General features: G+C 67.6%; 19 protein-coding genes. 9 read left to right on the forward strand and 10 right to left on the reverse strand.

The features are described from left to right. Window positions 1-843 carry a patatin-like phospholipase family protein gene (locus A5780_RS01080; protein WP_342749139.1) on the reverse strand — a complete coding sequence of 281 codons (843 nt, stop codon included), beginning with the start codon at window positions 841-843 and terminating at the stop codon, window positions 1-3. 99 nt (window positions 844-942) lie between these two features. Beyond that, window positions 943-1,737: a VOC family protein gene (locus tag A5780_RS01085; protein ID WP_064907494.1), complete on the reverse strand. Its 795-nt coding sequence runs from the start codon at window positions 1,735-1,737 to the stop codon at window positions 943-945. 153 nt (window positions 1,738-1,890) lie between these two features. Between A5780_RS01085 and A5780_RS01090 the strand changes: the two genes are divergently transcribed. Both A5780_RS01090 and A5780_RS01095 read left to right on the forward strand, forming a co-directional pair. Then, the gene (locus A5780_RS01090) at window positions 1,891-4,134 is read left to right on the forward strand and encodes a molybdopterin-dependent oxidoreductase (protein ID WP_064907495.1); all 2,244 of its coding nucleotides are present in this window, start codon (window positions 1,891-1,893) and stop codon (window positions 4,132-4,134) included. After that, window positions 4,131-4,628, forward strand: coding sequence for a helix-turn-helix domain-containing protein (locus A5780_RS01095; RefSeq protein WP_030512733.1), 498 nt, complete (start codon window positions 4,131-4,133; stop codon window positions 4,626-4,628). Before A5780_RS01090 ends, A5780_RS01095 begins: the two co-directional genes overlap by 4 nt. Before the next feature lie 19 nt (window positions 4,629-4,647). Here the strand turns inward: A5780_RS01095 and A5780_RS01100 are convergent, their stop codons facing one another. Continuing rightward, window positions 4,648-5,085: a MarR family winged helix-turn-helix transcriptional regulator gene (locus tag A5780_RS01100; RefSeq protein WP_030512732.1), complete on the reverse strand. Its 438-nt coding sequence runs from the start codon at window positions 5,083-5,085 to the stop codon at window positions 4,648-4,650. Between the two features lie 99 nt (window positions 5,086-5,184). On the opposite strand from A5780_RS01100, the gene A5780_RS01105 reads away from it, so the two are divergent. Continuing rightward, window positions 5,185-6,663, forward strand: a complete 1,479-nt coding sequence (locus tag A5780_RS01105) for an MFS transporter (protein WP_227462927.1) — start codon at window positions 5,185-5,187, stop codon at window positions 6,661-6,663. A 34-nt stretch (window positions 6,664-6,697) separates the two neighbouring features. Here A5780_RS01105 and A5780_RS01110 read toward each other — a convergent pair whose 3' ends face one another. Next, window positions 6,698-7,054, reverse strand: a complete 357-nt coding sequence (locus tag A5780_RS01110; RefSeq protein ID WP_063017677.1) for a hypothetical protein — start codon at window positions 7,052-7,054, stop codon at window positions 6,698-6,700. Between the two features lie 62 nt (window positions 7,055-7,116). Here A5780_RS01110 and A5780_RS01115 point away from each other — a divergent pair, with 62 nt between their 5' ends. Beyond that, complete coding sequence (locus A5780_RS01115; protein WP_064907510.1) at window positions 7,117-7,590, forward strand: MarR family winged helix-turn-helix transcriptional regulator; 474 nt, start codon at window positions 7,117-7,119, stop codon at window positions 7,588-7,590. On the opposite strand, the gene A5780_RS01120 is transcribed toward A5780_RS01115, so the two are convergent. Then, window positions 7,587-8,036 carry a hypothetical protein gene (locus tag A5780_RS01120; RefSeq protein WP_146098774.1) on the reverse strand — a complete coding sequence of 150 codons (450 nt, stop codon included), beginning with the start codon at window positions 8,034-8,036 and terminating at the stop codon, window positions 7,587-7,589. The genes A5780_RS01115 and A5780_RS01120 overlap by 4 nt on opposite strands. A 193-nt stretch (window positions 8,037-8,229) precedes the next feature. Between A5780_RS01120 and A5780_RS01125 the strand changes: the two genes are divergently transcribed. The 4 genes from A5780_RS01125 to A5780_RS01140 all read left to right on the forward strand — a co-directional run bounded on the left by A5780_RS01125 (window position 8,230) and on the right by A5780_RS01140 (window position 12,497). Next, on the forward strand, window positions 8,230-10,533 hold the full coding sequence (locus tag A5780_RS01125) for an FdhF/YdeP family oxidoreductase (protein WP_064907497.1): 2,304 nt from the start codon (window positions 8,230-8,232) through the stop codon (window positions 10,531-10,533). A gap of 37 nt (window positions 10,534-10,570) precedes the next feature. Further along, window positions 10,571-11,407 carry a formate dehydrogenase accessory sulfurtransferase FdhD gene (fdhD, locus tag A5780_RS01130; RefSeq protein WP_063018955.1) on the forward strand — a complete coding sequence of 279 codons (837 nt, stop codon included), beginning with the start codon at window positions 10,571-10,573 and terminating at the stop codon, window positions 11,405-11,407. 79 nt (window positions 11,408-11,486) lie between these two features. Then, a complete protein-coding gene (locus A5780_RS01135; RefSeq protein ID WP_064907498.1) occupies window positions 11,487-11,861 on the forward strand; it encodes a nuclear transport factor 2 family protein in 375 nt (124 codons plus the stop codon). A gap of 102 nt (window positions 11,862-11,963) precedes the next feature. Then, on the forward strand, window positions 11,964-12,497 hold the full coding sequence (locus A5780_RS01140) for a hypothetical protein (RefSeq protein WP_064907499.1): 534 nt from the start codon (window positions 11,964-11,966) through the stop codon (window positions 12,495-12,497). Window positions 12,498-12,701: 204 nt separating this feature from the next. Here the strand turns inward: A5780_RS01140 and A5780_RS01145 are convergent, their stop codons facing one another. Both A5780_RS01145 and A5780_RS01150 read right to left on the reverse strand, forming a co-directional pair. Continuing rightward, window positions 12,702-13,160, reverse strand: a complete 459-nt coding sequence (locus tag A5780_RS01145; protein ID WP_063018949.1) for a MarR family winged helix-turn-helix transcriptional regulator — start codon at window positions 13,158-13,160, stop codon at window positions 12,702-12,704. 109 nt (window positions 13,161-13,269) lie between these two features. Beyond that, complete coding sequence (locus A5780_RS01150; protein ID WP_063018947.1) at window positions 13,270-13,869, reverse strand: TIGR03086 family metal-binding protein; 600 nt, start codon at window positions 13,867-13,869, stop codon at window positions 13,270-13,272. A 162-nt stretch (window positions 13,870-14,031) separates the two neighbouring features. On the opposite strand from A5780_RS01150, the gene A5780_RS01155 reads away from it, so the two are divergent. After that, complete coding sequence (locus A5780_RS01155) at window positions 14,032-14,607, forward strand: carboxymuconolactone decarboxylase family protein (protein ID WP_063018945.1); 576 nt, start codon at window positions 14,032-14,034, stop codon at window positions 14,605-14,607. Between the two features lie 91 nt (window positions 14,608-14,698). Here the strand turns inward: A5780_RS01155 and clpX are convergent, their stop codons facing one another. From clpX to A5780_RS01170, 3 genes are all read right to left on the reverse strand, one after another. After that, entirely contained in the window at window positions 14,699-15,979 is a 1,281-nt protein-coding gene (gene clpX / locus A5780_RS01160; RefSeq protein ID WP_063001068.1) for an ATP-dependent Clp protease ATP-binding subunit ClpX, read from the reverse strand. A gap of 371 nt (window positions 15,980-16,350) precedes the next feature. Next, window positions 16,351-17,019: an ATP-dependent Clp protease proteolytic subunit gene (locus tag A5780_RS01165; protein WP_062962775.1), complete on the reverse strand. Its 669-nt coding sequence runs from the start codon at window positions 17,017-17,019 to the stop codon at window positions 16,351-16,353. A gap of 40 nt (window positions 17,020-17,059) precedes the next feature. Next, the gene (locus tag A5780_RS01170) at window positions 17,060-17,647 is read right to left on the reverse strand and encodes an ATP-dependent Clp protease proteolytic subunit (RefSeq protein WP_062962776.1); all 588 of its coding nucleotides are present in this window, start codon (window positions 17,645-17,647) and stop codon (window positions 17,060-17,062) included. Between the last annotated feature and the right edge of the window lie 224 nt (window positions 17,648-17,871).

The raw sequence follows: 17,871 nt of genomic DNA on the forward strand, positions 1-17,871 counted from the left end.
CTAGCCCCACAGTTCGGCGATCCGCGCTGCCGCCGACTTTCCCTGCACCCGACCGGCATGCGCCGACGGCACGCGGGAGGCGGTGTCGAGCGGATTCGCCCCGAAGGCGGCGATCGCGGCCTCGTCGGGGACGATCGATTCCACCCGCGCGCCCCGTTCGATGAGTCCCGCGATCTCACCGTCCAGCGCCGGATCGGGCAGCGGCGCAATGATCAGCACCCGGTCGAATCCGGCCGCCAGATCGGCATTGACACTGGTCCGCACGCCACCATCGGTATAGCGCACGCCGTCGACGGTGTGCGGCGGCCAGACCAGCGGCACCGCCGAACTGGCTGTCACCGCGTCGACCAGCGCGACCCCGGAGTCGCGATCGAACACGCGCGGTTCACCCGTGCCGGCGTCGACGGCGGTGATCAGCAGCCGCTGCCGGGGCCATTCGTGCACCGGCAGCCGCGATTCGATCACCGCGCGCCGGGCGGATTCCGGCACGGTATCGGTCGCCAGGGCGAGGTTGCCGAGTCGCCGCCGCGCCACGGCCATATCGCCGTCGCTCTCGGTGATGATCTGGTTGATCGTCTCCCACACCCCCTCGAGCGGATTGCCCTCCGGCACGATCTCGGCGCTCTGCAGCGCCGGGTCGATCTGGCGGCGGAACAGCTCCTCCGGGGTCAGCCCGCTGGTCAGCTGTGCCGCCACATTGGCGCCCGCCGACGTGCCGATGTACACATCGGCGGCGGTGAGATCGATGCCCGCATCGGCCAACCCGGCGATCACGCCGTTCGCCCAGGCGATACCCGCCACCCCACCGCCGCCGATCACCAGCGCCCGTTCGTCCGACATCATCGCTCCCACATCTCGTACCGCGTTCCCGACCGCTCGGGACAACCTCGACGGTAGCGACGACCATTCCCCCGGCGCGATTACCGGACGGGTAATGAAATGTCAGGACGCGTTACCACCCACGCTGAACGCGACACCGCTCGGATCGCGCAGCGCGGCCAACCGTCCGTACGGCGTGTTCTCGGGCTCGGATTCGACCGAACCCCCCAGGCTCACCGCCTGCTTCACCGTCGCATCGACGTCCTCGGCGCCGATGTAGACGCGCCACCCGCCGGGAGATCCCGCGGGCAGATACGCCGCCGAGTCCATCACGCCACCGAGCATCGGCGTCGCGGAATGAATTGTCGTGTAACGGAACTCGGGCGAATCACCGACGGTGAAGGGATCGCGCCAGCCGAACACCTCGCGGTAGAACGTCAACGCCTCGGCATAGGCCGGTGTGTGCAGTTCGAACCACGACGGGTACCCGACGTGCCCGCTCCAGTTGCCGCCACCGGCGACGCCGAAGGAACCGAAACCGCGGTGGACGCCGGGCTGCCACGCACCGACGCCCGCACCGGACGGATCGGTGAGAACGGCCATACTGCCCACGTCGCCGATGGCCATCGGTTCCACCACGACCCGGCCGCCGTGCTCGGCGGCGGAGGCAGCGGTGGCATGGACATCGACGCTGGTCAGATACACGGTCCACTGATCGGGCGCACCGTCGGTGCCGTCGTTGCGCATCCCGCCGGCGACGGCATTGCCGTCCTTGCGGAAGGTGATGTACCCGCCGTACTGCTCATCGCTCTCGGCGGTCCAGCCGAACAGCTCGCCGTAGAAATCGACGGCTCGATCGGTGTCGGCGGTGAACAACTCGATCCAGCACGGATCTCCGGGTTCGAAGGTGTAGGACATGATCGCTCCTCTGGATGGGATTGCGTTCTCTCACCGGTACGACGGCGCCGGACGGACAAACTCATCGGCCCCGGTCCAAGCCTGGCACGATCCAGCGGCAGTCGGCCCGATTTGTGGGTAGCGTTTGTGAACTAACTCTTCTACGCTGCTCTCATGACCGACTGGCATCCGACGGCATGCATCCTGTGCGAGTGCAATTGCGGCATCCAGGTGCTGCTGGGCGCCGACGGCCGCAGCTTCGACAAGATTCGCGGCGACAAGCTGCATCCTTCCTCGGCGGGCTACACCTGCAACAAGGCTCTGCAACTGGATCGGTACCAGAACGGGCGCACCGGCCGCCTCACCGCGCCGCTGCGCCGCAACGCCGACGGATCGTTCACCGAAATCGATTGGGACACCGCTATTTCGGAGATCTCCGCGCGTCTGCGCGAGATCGGCGCCGAATACGGCGGCGAATCGATCTTCTACTACGGTGGCGGCGGCCAGGGCAATCATCTCGGCGGCGCCTACGCTCCGGCCACCATGGCCGCCTACGGCATGCGTTATCGATCCAGCGCGCTGGCCCAGGAGAAGACCGGCGACTTCTGGGTCGGCGCGCGGATGACCGGCCATCCGGTCCGCTCGGACGTCGAACATGCCGAGGTGGCGCTGTTCATCGGTAAGAATCCCTATCAGTCCCACGGTTTCCCGCGCGCCCGCTCGGTACTGAAGGAGATCGCGCGCGATCCGCAGCGCTCGATCGTCGTGCTCGACCCGGTCCGCACCGAGACCGCCGAACTGGCCGATTTCCATCTGCAACTGCGCCCCGGCACCGACATCTATCTGCTGGCGGCGATGGCGGCGATCCTGATCCGCGACGACCTGGTCGACCATGACTGGCTGGCCGCGCGCACCGAAGGTTTCGACGAGGTGGCGGCGGTGCTGCGCACGGTGCCGATCGAGGAGTACTGCGCCCTGGCCGATGTCGAGATCGGCCTGGTCACCGCGGCGACTCACCGCATGGCAGCGGCGGACTCGGTCGCCGCGCTCGAGGACCTCGGCGTCCAGATGAACCGCCACTCGACACTGGTCAGCTACGTCGAGAAACTGCTCTGGCTGCTCACCGGAAACCTCGGCAAGCCCGGGACGCAGTACGCCTTCTCCGGAATGGCGGCGATCGGGCACGATCGCGGCCATCCCGCCGACGCCGGGCCGCGCAGCCCGGTCGTGGGCGCGCGCATCATCAGCGGACTGGTGCCGTGCAACGTGATCACCGAGGAGATTCTGACCGACCATCCCGCCCGCTATCGGGCGATGATCGTCGAGAGCGCCAATCCCGTTCACTCACTGGCGGATTCGGCCCGGATGCGCGACGCACTCGCGGCGCTGGAACTGGTGGTCGTCATCGACGTGGCGATGACCGAAACCGCTCGCGCCGCCGACTACGTCCTGCCCGCGCCGACCCAGTTCGAGAAGTACGAGGCGACCTTCTTCAACTTCGAATTCCCTCGCAACATCTTCCACCTCAGGCATCCGGTGCTTGCGGCTCCGCCCGGCGTCCTCGCCGAACCCGAGATTCACGCCCGGCTCGTCGAGGCCGCCGGGGCGCTGACCGAGGACGATTACCGGCCGCTGCGCGCGGCGCTCGACCAGGGCCGCGAGGCCTTCGCCATGGCATTTCTCGCCGTCCTCGCCGATCCGGCGAAGGCGAAGCTGGCTCCGATCCTGCTCTACCGCACCCTCGGCCCGACACTGCCCGACGGCGCCGCTGCCGCCGCGGTGTTGTGGGGCGCCGCCTACACCTGCGCCCGGAAGAACCCGGCCGGCGTGGAGCGAGCCGGCTACGGCACCGGCCTCGCTGCCGGGGAGCGGCTGTTCGAGGCGATCCTCACCGGCGAACACGGCGTCGTCATCACCGACGACGAGGTCGACGAGACCTGGAACCGGGTGCGCGGCGGCAAAGTCCGGCTCGCCGTTCCGGAACTGCTGTCGGCATTGGCCGCACTCCCCGCACCGGACGAGGACCACGATTGGCCGTTCGTCCTGGCCGCCGGGGAGCGGCGCGCCTTCACCGCCAACACCATCATGCGCGATCCGGCCTGGCGCAAACGCGACCCCGCAGGCGCGCTGCGCATCAGCACCGCCGATGCCCTCCGGCTGGGCCTGACCTCCGGCGACGAGGTGCGGCTCACCACCCGCAACGGCAGTGCGCAGGTGACCGTCGAGCCGACCGACCGCATGCGCAGCGGACATCTGGCGCTGCCCAACGGCCTGGGCCTGTCCGTCGTCGAGGCGGACGAGGTCCTCACCAGCGGGGCCGCCCCCAACGAGTTGACAGCTTTCGACGATCGCGACGAATGGGTCGGCACCCCGTGGCACAAGTACGTGCCCGCCCGGATCGATACGGTGGGTACATGAAGCGCACTACCTTCGCCACCTGGCCCTGTTCGGTCGCCCGCACGGTCGATCTGATCGGTGACTGGTGGACGCCGCTGGTGTTGCGCGAAGCGTTCTACGGCACAACGCGTTTCGACGATTTCGAACGCACGCTGGGCCTGAGCCGCAATGTCCTCACCCAGCGCCTGACGCGGCTGGTCGAGGAGGGGATGCTGGAGAAGGTCCCCTATCAGGATCGTCCGGTCCGCTACGAATACCGCCTCACCGACAAGGGACGCGATTTCTTCCCGGTGCTCACGGCCATGATGCGCTGGGGTGACCGCTGGCTCGCCCCGGAAGCCGGACCGCCGGTGGTCGTCCACCACGACACCTGCGGGCACGACACCCACGCCGAAGTGGTGTGCGCACAGTGCGGAGAACCGCTGCGGCACGCCGAAGTATCGGCTCGGCTGGGTCCGGGCTTTCCGCCGCAGCACCGCGAAAGCGCGCTGCGCAGCGGACGATTCGCCTCCTGAGAGCAGTGCCGCCGCGGCGCTAATCCGCGTTCTCGAGTTTCGGAACCAGACGTTCCAGCAACTCCCGCAGCACCTCTTCGTCCTCCGGCGCCAATTCGGCCAGCGCCTTGTACGCGCGCACCTGTGAGCCGCGGATCTGCGCGGCCAGCTCACGGCCGGCATCGGTGGACACCAGGTATTTGACGCGCCGATCAGCGGGATTCACCGTGCGCTGGACCAGACCGCGCGATTCCATGCGATCGGCGACACCGGTCAGATTCGACGGGTCGCACGCCATCCGGTCGGCCAGTACCCGCATGGGTAGCTCGGCGGGCGGTTCGTTGAGCGCCAGCAGCAGTTTGGCCTGCGTCAGCGTGAGCCCGTGCCCCTCCGCCGCGGTCAGGAAATCCTGCAGGTAGGCCGAGACGAAGCGCGCGATCAGCAATGCCAGCGGGCTCTGCGCTGTGTCCGGTGACATACCTCCGATGCTACCCAAACGATTGACAACGGCTATCAACGACTCCTTAAATACTTGAGGTCTTCAAACATATAGGTCTTCAATTTTCTGGAGGTGGCTGTGGAGCGCAGAGGTTCGCTGCTGACCGGCGTATTGGCCTTCGCGGCGATGATCGTCACGGTCATGCAGACTCAGGCCGTGCCGATTCTGGGCCTGATCGCGACGAAGTTGCAGGTCTCGACCACATCGGTGAGCTGGGTGACCACCGCGACCCTGCTGTCGGCCGCGGTCTTCACGCCGCTGCTGGGCCGCATCGGCGACCTCTACGGCAAGAAGCCCACCCTGCTGGGCGTGCTCGCGGTGGCCACGGCCGGTTCCGCGGTCTCGGCACTGGCGAATTCTCTGAGCGTGCTGCTGGTCGGCCGGGTGCTGCAGGGCGTCGCGACGGCGATCTTCCCGCTGGCCCTGGCCGTCCTCCGGGAGGAGATTCCGGCTCGGCGCCTGCATCATGCGATGGCGATCGTCAGCGGCACACTCGGTTTCGGCGGCGGCCTCGGCCTGGTGTCGACCGGTCTGCTGACCAAGGGGGCCGACCCGGACTACCACATCGTGTTCTGGTTCACCGCGGTGCTGTCGGTGGTGGCACTGGCCGCGGCCGCGGTGGCGGTGCCGGCCACGGGTAAGCGGCATCCGGGCAGCGTCGACCTGCCCGGCGCGGTCACGCTCGGCGGCTTCCTGGTCCTGCTGCTGCTGCCCATTTCCCAAGGGCACGAATGGGGTTGGACCTCCGCGAGTACGATCGCCTGCTTCGCCGGCGCGGTCGCGACGGCGGTGGCCTGGGTGGTAACCGAGCGTCGGGTGCGTACCCCGCTGGTCGATCTGCGGATGTTCACCCACCGGCCGGTGCTGTTCACCAATCTGTCCGGCATGTTCATCGGATTCGCGATGTTCATGCAGTTCATGGGCGTGTCATATCTGGCCCAGATGCCGTCACGGGTGGCCGGCTACGGATTCGGCGCCTCGATCCTGCGCGCCTCGGTCGAATATCTGCTGCCCGCGACACTCTCGTCGATGCTGGCCGCACCGGCCGGCGGAATCCTGGTCGGCCGGCTGGGCGGCCGTCGCGTGCTGGCCCTGTCGGGCGTGATCGGTGCGGCCGGATTCGGCGGGCTGGCACTGGCACACGACGCGACCGGTTCGGTGATCGCCGCGAGCGTGGTGATCGGCGTCGCGATCAGCTTCGCGTACGCGGCGATGCCCGCACTGATCGCGGCGAGCGTCCCGCACCACCAGAGCGGAATCGCCAACGGCATCAATTCGATCTCCCGCACTGTCGGCAGTTCACTGGCCAGCGCCATCATCACCACCCTGCTGACGGCGAAACTGCTGCCGCATCTGCCGCTGCCGCAGGAGAGTCAGTTCACCGTCGCGTTCTGGGTCGGCGCCGCCGCGTGTGCGGCGACCGTGCTGGCCGCCCTGTTCGGCTTGCGACCGGAAGGCCCCGAGGCCGGGGCCGACGAGGTCGAACTCGGCGCGAACGAAACCGCCGGTGGCACAGCATCGTTCGAGCGGCACGAGCTTCCCAGCAGGGTCGGTTGAGATCACCGAGCGCATCCCCCGGCGGTATGGCCGTTCACCGCGCGAACAGCCATACCGCCGTGGCCAGGTGTACCGCCGCCAATCCGACGCAGGTGATCGCCATCGGCGTATTCCGTTGGCGCACACCGATGATCGCGTCGCCCACCTGGGCCAGACCCGCGATCACCAGCACGGGCAGCGTGGCCGCCTCGCCTCCCGCGACCAGCACGGCCACGGTCACCACACTCAGCGGCAGGGCCCGCGCGGCATAGGCGCCGAGAAAGAACGTCGCCGCCGAGGTCAGCTCCTCCCCCTCCGCCAGGGCCAGACGCGGTCGCGCCAGGCCGATCAGGCACGACACACCGGAAATCACGGCCACCAGCGAATTGGCGACCACAGCCAACACCACCATAATAATTCTCTCCACAAATCATTCACAGTCTGAATCATTCAGGCAAAGATATACTCGTGGGCGTGACGCACGTCAAGACCGCGGTTCCCGCGACGATCGCCTTCCGCCTCGGCACGCTGGGCGCGATCGTGACCGATCGGTTCGCCGTGGCGATCGAGGAATTGGATCTCAAGCCGAAACACGTAGGCGTGCTGGTCGCTCTCGATCACGGCGTCGCCGCCTCACAACAGGATCTGGCGACCCGGCTGGGCGTCGCTCCCAGCCTGGTCGTCGCCCTGGCCGACCATCTCGAACGACTCGGTGCGGTCCGTCGCGATCGCGATCCGGACGACCGCCGGCGCCAGATCCTCACCCTCACCGACCACGGGCGCGCATTGCTCGCCGCGACCGAGGAGCGGGCGCGGCGGCTCGACCGCGAATTCACCGGGTCCTTGACGGCCGCACAGCGCACCGCACTGCAGTCGGCCCTGGCCGTCCTCGCCGCCGACGCGGGGCTACCGGGCGCGGGCGGAGTTCATTCGCCGGGTGAGCCCTAACCGCCGGCGACCAGGCAGGCATACCCGAGGTGGATGCCGGTGCCGACCGGAAGAACGAGCGTCGCCGCCGGCATCTGCGCCGGCTGGCCGGCCTGCACCGCACTGAGCGTGTGCTGCCCCGGAACCGCCGGAACCCACGTGATGAGCGCATACGCGCCGCCGGGCGGCGCCACGCCGATGGGAGCTCCGTTGTCGTAGAAGGTGACCGGCGCGACCGGATCGGTGACATTCGCCTGCAGCGTGTAACTGCATCCGCTGCCGTAATTGGTGGCGATGCCGAAGTTCATGTCGGGGGTGGCGCCGAGTCTGGTCACCGCGGCGTTCGCCGTCTGCGGGATCGCCACTGCGAACACCGCCGCGGCGCCGAGGATGCCGCCGGCCACTACGGTGGCGGCCCGACGGCGCACCCGCTGCCGCGGCGGCCCGCTGATCGTCGTCTCGTGCATGATGCCGTCCTCGTCGTAGGCGCCGCAGCGCGCACCGAGACCGTCTGTCGTGCGCGAACATCCCCGACGGCGCCGCACGGTCTGTCGGCACGATACCCCGTAGGCTCGGCCGCGCGGCCCGGTTCGCGGTGTCGATGTCGAGCGATCGGCGGGCCGCAGACGGCGCCCGCACGCGCAGGAGGACGATGGGGCTATGCACCGCACACCGCCGACTCGCGATATCGATGAAGCCAAGCTGGCGGTGACCCCGCCGGAAGAGCAGGCCGCCGGCGTCACGGCCGTCGCGGTCGCCCTCGACCGGGCCGTCGAGCAGATGGGCATCGTTCGCACGGCTCGCACCCTCACCCGGGTCAATCAGCGCCACGGCTTCGACTGCCCCGGCTGCGCATGGCCCGAACCCACCGGCCACCGCCGCCCGGCCGAATTCTGCGAGAACGGGGCCAAGGCCGTCGCCGAGGAGGCGACCGTGCGCACGGTCACGCCGGAGTTCTTCGCCACGCACTCGCTGGACGATCTCGCCGGCAAGACCGGGTACTGGCTGGGGCAGCAGGGACGCCTGACCCATCCGATGGTGTTGCGGCCCGGCGACACCCACTACTCGCCCATCGCGTGGGAGCAAGCCTATCGGCTGATCGCGGACACCCTGCGCGGCCTGGCCTCCCCGGACGAGGCCGTGTTCTACACCTCCGGGCGCACCGCCAACGAGACGGCCTTTCTCTATCAGCTGCTGGTCCGCAGCTTCGGCACGAACAATCTGCCCGACTGTTCGAACATGTGTCACGAATCCTCCGGCGCGGCGCTCACCCGGTCGATCGGCATCGGCAAGGGGTCGGTGTCGATCGACGATTTCGCCGCCGCGGATCTGATCATCGTGGCAGGACAGAATCCCGGCACCAACCATCCGCGCATGCTGTCGGCGCTGAGCACCGCGAAAGCGCACGGCGCCACGGTGATCGCGGTGAATCCGCTGCCGGAGACCGGACTGATCGGCTTCCGGGATCCGCAGACGGTGAAGGGTTTCACCTCCGGCGTCACCATCGCCGACGATTTCCTGCAGATCCGCCTCGGCGGCGATATGGCCCTGTTCCAGGGCCTGGCGAAACTGCTGTTCGACGCGGAGGATCGCGCACCCGGCACGGTGGTGGACCGGGTCTTCGTCGACGCGCACACCGCCGGATTCGCCGAATACGAAAAGCATATGCGCGCAGTCGATCTCGACGAGGTCGTCGAGGCGACGGGTCTGACCCGCGAACAGCTCGACCGCACGGCCGGGCTGCTGGCCCGCTCGAAGTCCACCATCATCTGCTGGGCGATGGGTCTGACACAGCAGCGCCACGGTGTCGCCACCATCGAGGAGGCGACGAATCTGCTGTTGCTGCGCGGCATGATCGGCAAACCGGGCGCGGGCGTCTGCCCGGTACGCGGGCATTCCAACGTGCAGGGCGACCGGACCATGGGCATCTGGGAGAAGATGCCCGAGAGCTTCCTCGACGCGTTGGATTCCGAATTCGGTATCACCGCCCCGCGCGAACACGGCTGGGACACGGTCGATTCCATCCGCGCCATGCGCGACGGGCGCGCCCGGGTGTTCATCGGCATGGGCGGCAACTTCGTCTCGGCGACGCCGGATACCGAGGTCACCGAGGCGGCTCTGCGCGCGTGCGAGCTGACCGTGCAGATTTCGACCAAACTCAACCGCAGCCACGTCGTGGACGGCCGTACCGCCCTGATTCTGCCGACCCTCGGCCGCACCGATCTCGATCTGCAGGACGGGACCAGACAGCAGGTGTCGGTGGAGGATTCGATGTCGATGGTGCATCTGTCCACGGGCCGGCTGCAGCCGGTGAGCGACGATCTGCGCAGCGAGGTCGCGATCGTCTGCGAGCTGGCCGCCGAGTTGTTCGGCCCCGATCACCCCGTGCCGTGGGAGCGGTTCCGGCGCGACTACGACCACATTCGCGACGCCATCGCCCGGGTGGTGCCCGGCTGTGCCGACTACAACCGGAAGGTGCGCGGCCGCAACGGTTTCCAGCTGCCACATCCGCCCCGCGACAACCGCGAGTTCCGCACCGCCTCCGGCAAGGCCAACTTCGCGGTCAACGACCTGCACTGGCCGCGGATCCCGCAGGGGCGGCTGTTGTTGCAGACGCTGCGCAGCCACGACCAGTACAACACCACGATCTACGGCCTCGACGACCGCTATCGGGGCATTCACAACGCCCGCCGCGTCGTGCTGGTGCATCCGGACGATATCGCCGAATTCGGTTTCGCCGACGGCGATCTCGTGGATCTGATCTCCGAATTCAGCGACGGCGTCGAGCGCCGGGTCACCGGTTTCCGGATCGTCGGCTACGCCACGCCGCGCGGCAACGCCGCGGCCTATTACCCCGAAACCAACCCGCTGGTCCCGCTCGACCACGTCGCCGAGCGCTCCAACACCCCGGTGTCCAAGGCGGTCGTGATCCGGCTGGAGCCGCACCGCCACATCACCGCGTGACCGCACGGCGGCACCGACCAGAACTGCGAGGCAGCTTGTGAGCAGAGTAACCGCGCGCAGACCCACCCGGCGCATCACACCCGCCGGCATCGTCTCCCGGCCCGATACGCTGGCCGTGGAGGAGCCGCTGGAACTGCGCGTCGACGGGACGGCGCTGACCGTCACCATGCGCACCCCCGGCCACGACATCGACCTGCTGCACGGATTCCTGTTCAGCGAGAACATCATCGAGTCGGCCGACGACATCGTATCGGCGAGGTACTGCGCGGGCACCGACGACGACGGCCGCAACACCTACAACGTGCTCGATATCCAATTGCGCCGCGCGGTCACCGTCCGGCCCCGCGGATTCGTGACCAACAGTTCGTGCGGGTTGTGCGGCACCACCGCGCTCGATCAGGTGCGCACGCGCAGCCGCTTCCGGCCGCCGGCCGACGCGCCGCGCGTCGATCCGACGCTGCTGGCCACCCTTCCCGGTGAGTTACGTTCGCGTCAGGCGGTTTTCGATGCCACCGGCGGACTGCACGCGGCCGGGCTGTTCACCCCCGACGGCACCGCACTGGTCGTACGCGAGGACATCGGCCGGCACAACGCGGTGGACAAGGTGGTCGGCTGGGCGCTGCGCGAAGGGCGCGTACCGGCTCACGACACACTGCTGATCGTCAGCGGCCGGGCCTCGTTCGAGCTCGTCCAGAAGGCCGTCATGGCGGGCATTCCGGTCCTCGGCGCGGTCTCGGCGCCCAGTTCGCTGGCCGTCGACCTGGCCGCCGACAACGGGCTCACGCTGGCCGGCTTCCTGCGCGGCGACACGATGAACATCTACAGCGGGGTCGACCGGCTCGAGACCGCGCCCGCGGCGGCCACCGGCACCTGAGCCGCGAACCGGCGACCGGATCGACGCAACCCTGCTACCCTGCCAACTAGAACACGTTTCAATTTCCTTGGGAGTTCACATGGCAGCGCAGCAGATCCGCGAAACGGCCGAACGCTACGTGCAGTTGGTGGCCACCGGTCCGACCTCGGAGATCCTGTCGCTCTACGCGCCCGACGCCGTCGTCGAGGATCCGATCGGCAGCGACCCGCGCCACGGTCACGAGGCCATCGGCCAGCTCTATCAGGCGCTGGAGTCGATGGAGCGCAAGACCGAGCTGCACGCCGCCCGGATCGTGGGCAATCACGCCGCCGTCTCGTTCACCCTCGTCGGCGAGGCCGGCGGCCACCGGATGACGCTCTCGGCGATCGACGCCATGGAATTCGACGAGCAGGGCCGGATCATGAGCATGCGGGCCTACTGGGGCCCCGACGACCTGATCAGCGAACAGATCTGAGTCCCGCGACCGCATCGCTGTCACGGTAGGCGTTCCACCTCTTGTTCATCCGTTTTGCCCGGCTTACCGTAAGGCGACAACCGGCGGACGGGAGGGCGCGCGATGCGGATTTCGGTACACGGCACGGGTGAGGGGGTCCGGGTGCGCATGCGCCTGGACGTCAATCGCCGCCGCTGGTTGATCACCAGAATCTCGTTGTGGCTGTTGGCGATCAACGGCGTCGTGGTCGGACTCTGGGCGCTACTGCTGCCGGAACCGTGGTTTCGCAGTTTCCCCGGCTTCGGGCTGAACTGGGTGGGCATGGACGGCCCCTACAACCACCATCTGGCCACCGACGTCGGGGCATTCTTCCTCGGCTTCGGCGCGGTCAGCCTGGCGGCGCTGTACTACCGCGACAGTGTGGTGGCCCGGGTCGCCGGGATCGGCTGGCTGGTCTTCGGAATTCCCCACCTCATCTACCACGCCGCGCACAAGCCGGAACAGATGAGCGGCGGCAATTTCGCCCTCAGCCTGATCGCCGCCGTGCTGCTGCCGGCACTGGCCGCCGCCGTCGTCGTGGCGGCACCCCGGGAGCGCGCGCAACTGCGCGATCCGGCGCCGATGAATATCCGGTTCCCGCGCCGTCGTAGTAGGTGAAGCTACCGCCCAGCCGCCGCCGGGAAAGGCCCTCCGAACAGCAGTAACGGGCTCGCTCCCGTCGGCGATGAGCAAGCATCGGAGAAAAGGTTCAACGGCGAACCACGGAAGGTCAACGGCGATCTTCGGCAACGGGCGCGACGGGGCAACCGGTCGTCACCGCCTCCGACCAGCTCCACGCGCTACCGCCACAACTCGATACTTCTACTGCGAATCCGCGCCGGCATCGACGATGTCGGCGCGGGGAACCACCGCAAGCACCATCAGGGCGTTGAGGAATCCAGCCCGGTCCGCCGCATCCAGGCGGTCGAGCAGCGCTTCTTCCTTGGCCTGGATATCTGCCTGTGCCGCCTGCACCAGGGCCTGCCCCGCCTCGGTCACGGCCAGCAGGCGGGCCCGCCGGTCGGCCGGATCCGGATAGCGCTCGATCAGCCCGCGTTCCTGCAGATCGTCGAGGACGGCGATGATGCGGGTCTTGTCGGCGCCGATCTCCTCCGCGAGCACGCCCTGCCCTCGCGCCGGCCCCCGGCCCAGCGCCAGCAGCACCGAATACGCCCACATCGTCAGCCCGTGCGATTCGAGTACCGGCCGCTCGGCCGCCATCAGGGCGCGTCCGAGCGGCACGATCATCGCCGCCAGATCGGGTCGCTGCGCATCCGCCATGCCGAACAAGATACGTGCTCGCCGGTCCGCTTCCGCCGCGGTCCGGCCGACTTCGCCGGCGCCGCCGGGAGCTCGGGCGCCGGGATACGCAATTCCATTGGGCGAACGCCTATTTCGCGCCTACCGGCCACGACGGCGATCGGCCCAGCAGGCCGAGGATCCGAGCGAGCGGATCGGAGGGGTCGGTATTCGGCACCGCGGGCGCGAACGCCGAACCCGGCTGCAAGCGAAAGTCTCCGTCGGGCACCGCCTCGGCGATCCGCAGCGCGGGCTCCGCCAGTTCCGGATCCAGCTCGTAGGGCAGACCGATCGCCCGGGCCACATCCCACCCGTGTACGACGTAGTCGATGAGATGGAAGCCGATGGCCTGATCGCCCGCAGCGGTGAACCCGGGCCCGAATTCCGGAAGTGCGAAATCCCTTTCCAGCACACCGGTTTCGGAGAAGGCCGCCGTCACATCGGCCGCCGCCTCGCGATACACCGCCACCGGATCCGCCGGCGGATCCAGCTGCCAGACGGCCGGATCGCCACCGTGGCCACGCGCGGCGGCCGCGAAGCCGCGGTGCTGCGCGGCCATATGGGTGAGCAGTTGGGTCAGATCCCATTCGCCACAGGGTGTGGGCCGGTGCAGATCGCCACGGGCCACCTTCGACACGATCGTCACGCTGTAGTCGACCGCCTTGCGATCGAGTTCGGAAATACTAGTCATGAACTTATCGTATGCTGGCGCTGATCATATGTCTACGCTTATGACTTCCTGACTCACCGCGACTACGCTCGGGATTGATGAGACCGGCATCACATTTCTGCCCCGTCACATCGACGGACGGCGTCTCGTCCAAGGGGTGAACCGTCTTCCGAAGGGAGAATCATGAGTGCCACCCGCATCCCCCCGGTGCCGCCGCAGCAGGCGGGCCCACTGACCCGGTTCATGTACCGCGTCGGCAAGCGCAGGTTCGGCGAGGTGCCCGAGCCGATGGCCGTGCTCGCCAATCATCCGAAAATGCTCACGGCGTACGCGGCCCACGAGTCTTTGGTCGGCCGCGCCACCTCCGTCGTCCCCGACGATGTTCTCGAGATCGCGGTCTACCGGGTGGCCTGGACGATCGGCTGTTCCTGGTGCGTCGATTTCGGCACGATGCTCATGCGGCTGAGCCACCTCGATATCGACAAACTGAAGCAGATCGCGGACTACCAGACCTCGGCGGCCTACAGCGCGGACGAGCGCGCCGCGATCGCCTACGCCGACGCCATGACCGCCACTCCCACCACGGTCACCGATGAGCAGATCGAGGACCTGCGGGCCCGCTTCGGCGACGCGGGCGTGGTGGAGTTGAGTTACCAGATCGCGCTGGAGAATTCCCGCGCCCGAACATATTCCGCGCTCGGCATCACCGCGCAGGGCTTCAGCACCGATTCCTGTCGAGTGCCCTGGGCGCAGGACTGAGCGAGAAGCGATTCCGGATCGCGGGCACGAAAAAGGGGCGGGAGGTTCAGACCTCCCGCCCCTTTCGCAGCTTTCGGAAATGCTCCGGCGGTCAGGCCGACTTCTCGCGGCGCTCGGCCGCCTGGCGCTTGCGCGGCACGATGGTCGGCAGCACGTTGTCGTTGACCGTCTCGGCGTTGATGACCACCTTGGCCACATCGTCGCGGCTGGGGATGTCATACATCACCGGCAGCAGCACTTCTTCCATGATGGCGCGCAGACCGCGAGCGCCGGTGCCGCGCAGGATGGCTTGATCGGCCACGGCCTCCAGCGCGTCCTTGGTGAACTCCAGGTCCACACCGTCCATCTCGAACAGCCGGACGTACTGCTTCACCAGAGCGTTCTTCGGCTCGGACAGGATGCGGACCAGCGAATCCTTGTCCAGGTTGGTCACCGAGGCGACCATCGGCAGGCGGCCGATGAATTCGGGGATAAGACCGAACTTGATCAGATCCTCCGGCATGACCTCGGCGAAGTGGTCCGCGGTGTCGATCTCGGCCTTGGACCGGACCTCGGCGCCGAAACCGATGCCGCGCTTGCCGACCCGGTCCTGCACGATCTTCTCCAGTCCGGCGAAGGCGCCGGCCACGATGAACAACACGTTCGTCGTGTCGATCTGGATGAACTCCTGATGCGGGTGCTTGCGCCCGCCCTGCGGCGGCACGCTCGCCTGGGTGCCCTCCAGGATCTTCAGCAGCGCCTGCTGCACGCCCTCACCGGAGACGTCACGGGTGATCGACGGGTTCTCGCTCTTGCGGGCGATCTTGTCGACTTCGTCGATGTAGATGATTCCGGTCTCGGCCCGCTTGACGTCGTAATCGGCGGCCTGGATCAGCTTGAGCAGAATGTTCTCGACGTCCTCGCCGACATAGCCGGCCTCGGTCAGCGCGGTGGCGTCCGCGATGGCGAAGGGGACGTTGAGCATCTTGGCCAGCGTCTGCGCGAGGTAGGTCTTACCGCAGCCGGTGGGGCCGAGCATGAGAATGTTCGACTTCATCAGCTCGACCGGCTCGCCGCGGCTGTCGCGGCCCTTGTCACCGGCCTGGATGCGCTTGTAGTGGTTGTAGACGGCCACCGCCAGCGTGCGCTTGGCCGAATCCTGGCCGATCACGTACTGCTCGAGGAATTCCCGGATCTCGGCCGGCTTGGGCAGCTCGTCGAGTTTGACCTCACTCGACTCCGCCAGCTCCTCTTCGATGATCTCGTTGCAGAGGTCGATGCACTCGTCGCAGATGTACACCCCTGGTCCCGCAATGAGCTTCTTGACCTGCTTCTGACTCTTTCCGCAGAACGAGCATTTCAGCAGATCGCCGCCATCACCGATGCGCGCCATCTCGTGGGTCCCTACTTCCTTGTCCGCGTGCAACCGTCTGTCCCGGATGCCGACAAGCCGCCTTCGAACAACGCTACCCGCCGTGCATCCGATCAGTGTCGCGCGTCGATCGGATTCTCGCACTTCGGCGTATGTCGTCCGGGTCGGTCGTTTGTGCCGACACCCCATGAGCCAAGGTCCCTAGACCGACCGTACCCGGTCGACGCGACGGAGGTCGACAACTCGAGGATGTTTCTCGCGGAGAGAGTGTCGGAAAGCTCACCCGACACGCTCGCCACGACCCATCCCGGCTGCCGATCCGGGCGGTGCCGACCTCGCTCCGCCGCCCGGACCAGCGTCCGCGGAGCCCGCTCGCGAGCTCCGCGGCGGGGTCACTTCTTCTGGGCGCTCAGCTTGCGGTAGTCGAACACCGTGTCGATGATCCCGTAGTCCTTGGCCTCGTCGGCGGTCAGGATCTTGTCGCGATCGGTGTCCTTGCGGATGGTGTCGGCATCCTTGCCGGTGTGGCGGGCCAGCGTGGTCTCCATCAACCGGCGCATGCGCTCGATCTCGGCGGCCTGGATCTCCAGATCGGAGACCTGGCCCTGGATGCCACCCTCCAGCGACGGCTGGTGGATCAGCACGCGGGCGTTGGGCAGGCAAGCCCGCTTACCCGGAGTGCCGGCCGCCAGCAGCACCGCCGCCGCCGAGGCCGCCTGGCCCAGGCAGACCGTCGCGACATCGGCACGCACGTACTGCATGGTGTCGTAGATGGCCATCAGCGAGGTGAAGGAACCACCGGGCGAGTTGATGTACATCGTGATGTCGCGGTCGGGATCCAGCGACTCCAGCACCAGCAGCTGCGCCATGATGTCGTTGGCCGAGGCGTCGTCCACCTGCACGCCGAGGAAGATGATGCGCTCCTCGAACAGCTTGTTGTAGGGGTTGGACTCCTTGACGCCGAAGCTCGAGTGCTCGATGAACGACGGCAGAATGTAGCGGGCCTGCGGGCTCGCCGGTGCGATACCGGACAGACCGGCACGCGGATCGATCAGGGTCATCTTCTTCTCCAAAGTCGATGGGGGATGAGCGGTTTCGCGCTCAGTTACCGGCGCCGTTCGCCTGCCGTGCATTGGTGATCACGTGGTCGATGAAGCCGTACTCCAGGGCCTGGGCCGCGGTGAACCAGCGGTCGCGGTCGGCGTCGGCGGTGACCTGCTCCACGGACTGGCCGGTGTGCAACGCCTGCAGCTCGTTCAGTTCCCGCTTGGTGTGGGCGAGCTGTTCGGCGTAGATCGAGATGTCGGCCGCGCTGCCGCCGATGCCGGCGGAGGGCTGGTGCATCATGATCCGGGTGTGCGGCAGCGCGTAACGCTTGCCCTTGGTGCCCGCGGTGAGCAGGAACTGGCCCATCGAGGCCGCCAGGCCGAACGAGATGGTCGCGATATCGCATTCGGCGAACTGCATGGTGTCGTAGATGGCCATACCCGCGGTGACCGACCCACCGGGCGAGTTGATGTAGAGCGAGATGTCGCGGTTCGGGTCCTCGGCCGTGAGCAGCAGGATCTGCGCGCACAGCTTGTTGGCGATGTCGTCGTCGACCTGGGTGCCCAGGAAGATGATGCGGTCGCGGAGCAAACGCTCGTACACCGAATCACTGAGGTTGAGCCCAGCAGTCGCGGATGTCATGACCGGCCCCGACTTCAAAGGTGCCACAGCCTGATTGATTGTCACGGATACCTGCCCTCTCTCGCCGGCACGATGCCTGCCGGCACAGCCTCTGTCCAATATGCGGTCTTCCGGGGCCCTTCGTGGTTACGCAAGCTACCGCCTCCGTCCCCGACGCTCGACCGCGGCCTGATTCGGTTGACACAAACCCTAACGAAACAAGGCGGCACCGAACTCCCGGTACC

The sequence above is a fragment of the Nocardia sp. 852002-20019_SCH5090214 genome, assembly GCF_001665865.1.
GTDB classification, from domain to species: domain Bacteria; phylum Actinomycetota; class Actinomycetes; order Mycobacteriales; family Mycobacteriaceae; genus Nocardia; species Nocardia nova.

Coding starts and splice junctions, on each gene's coding strand:
- A5780_RS01080 (WP_342749139.1), bottom strand. CDS start 843: ATGATGTCGGACGAACGGGCGCTGGTGATCGGCGGCGGTGGGGTGGCG.
- A5780_RS01085 (WP_064907494.1), bottom strand. CDS start 1,737: ATGTCCTACACCTTCGAACCCGGAGATCCGTGCTGGATCGAGTTGTTC.
- A5780_RS01090 (WP_064907495.1), top strand. CDS start 1,891: ATGACCGACTGGCATCCGACGGCATGCATCCTGTGCGAGTGCAATTGC.
- A5780_RS01095 (WP_030512733.1), top strand. CDS start 4,131: ATGAAGCGCACTACCTTCGCCACCTGGCCCTGTTCGGTCGCCCGCACG.
- A5780_RS01100 (WP_030512732.1), bottom strand. CDS start 5,085: ATGTCACCGGACACAGCGCAGAGCCCGCTGGCATTGCTGATCGCGCGC.
- A5780_RS01110 (WP_063017677.1), bottom strand. CDS start 7,054: ATGGTGGTGTTGGCTGTGGTCGCCAATTCGCTGGTGGCCGTGATTTCC.
- A5780_RS01120 (WP_146098774.1), bottom strand. CDS start 8,036: ATGCACGAGACGACGATCAGCGGGCCGCCGCGGCAGCGGGTGCGCCGT.
- A5780_RS01125 (WP_064907497.1), top strand. CDS start 8,230: ATGCACCGCACACCGCCGACTCGCGATATCGATGAAGCCAAGCTGGCG.
- A5780_RS01135 (WP_064907498.1), top strand. CDS start 11,487: ATGGCAGCGCAGCAGATCCGCGAAACGGCCGAACGCTACGTGCAGTTG.
- A5780_RS01140 (WP_064907499.1), top strand. CDS start 11,964: ATGCGGATTTCGGTACACGGCACGGGTGAGGGGGTCCGGGTGCGCATG.
- A5780_RS01145 (WP_063018949.1), bottom strand. CDS start 13,160: ATGGCGGATGCGCAGCGACCCGATCTGGCGGCGATGATCGTGCCGCTC.
- A5780_RS01150 (WP_063018947.1), bottom strand. CDS start 13,869: ATGACTAGTATTTCCGAACTCGATCGCAAGGCGGTCGACTACAGCGTG.
- A5780_RS01155 (WP_063018945.1), top strand. CDS start 14,032: ATGAGTGCCACCCGCATCCCCCCGGTGCCGCCGCAGCAGGCGGGCCCA.
- clpX (WP_063001068.1), bottom strand. CDS start 15,979: ATGGCGCGCATCGGTGATGGCGGCGATCTGCTGAAATGCTCGTTCTGC.
- A5780_RS01165 (WP_062962775.1), bottom strand. CDS start 17,019: ATGACCCTGATCGATCCGCGTGCCGGTCTGTCCGGTATCGCACCGGCG.
- A5780_RS01170 (WP_062962776.1), bottom strand. CDS start 17,647: ATGACATCCGCGACTGCTGGGCTCAACCTCAGTGATTCGGTGTACGAG.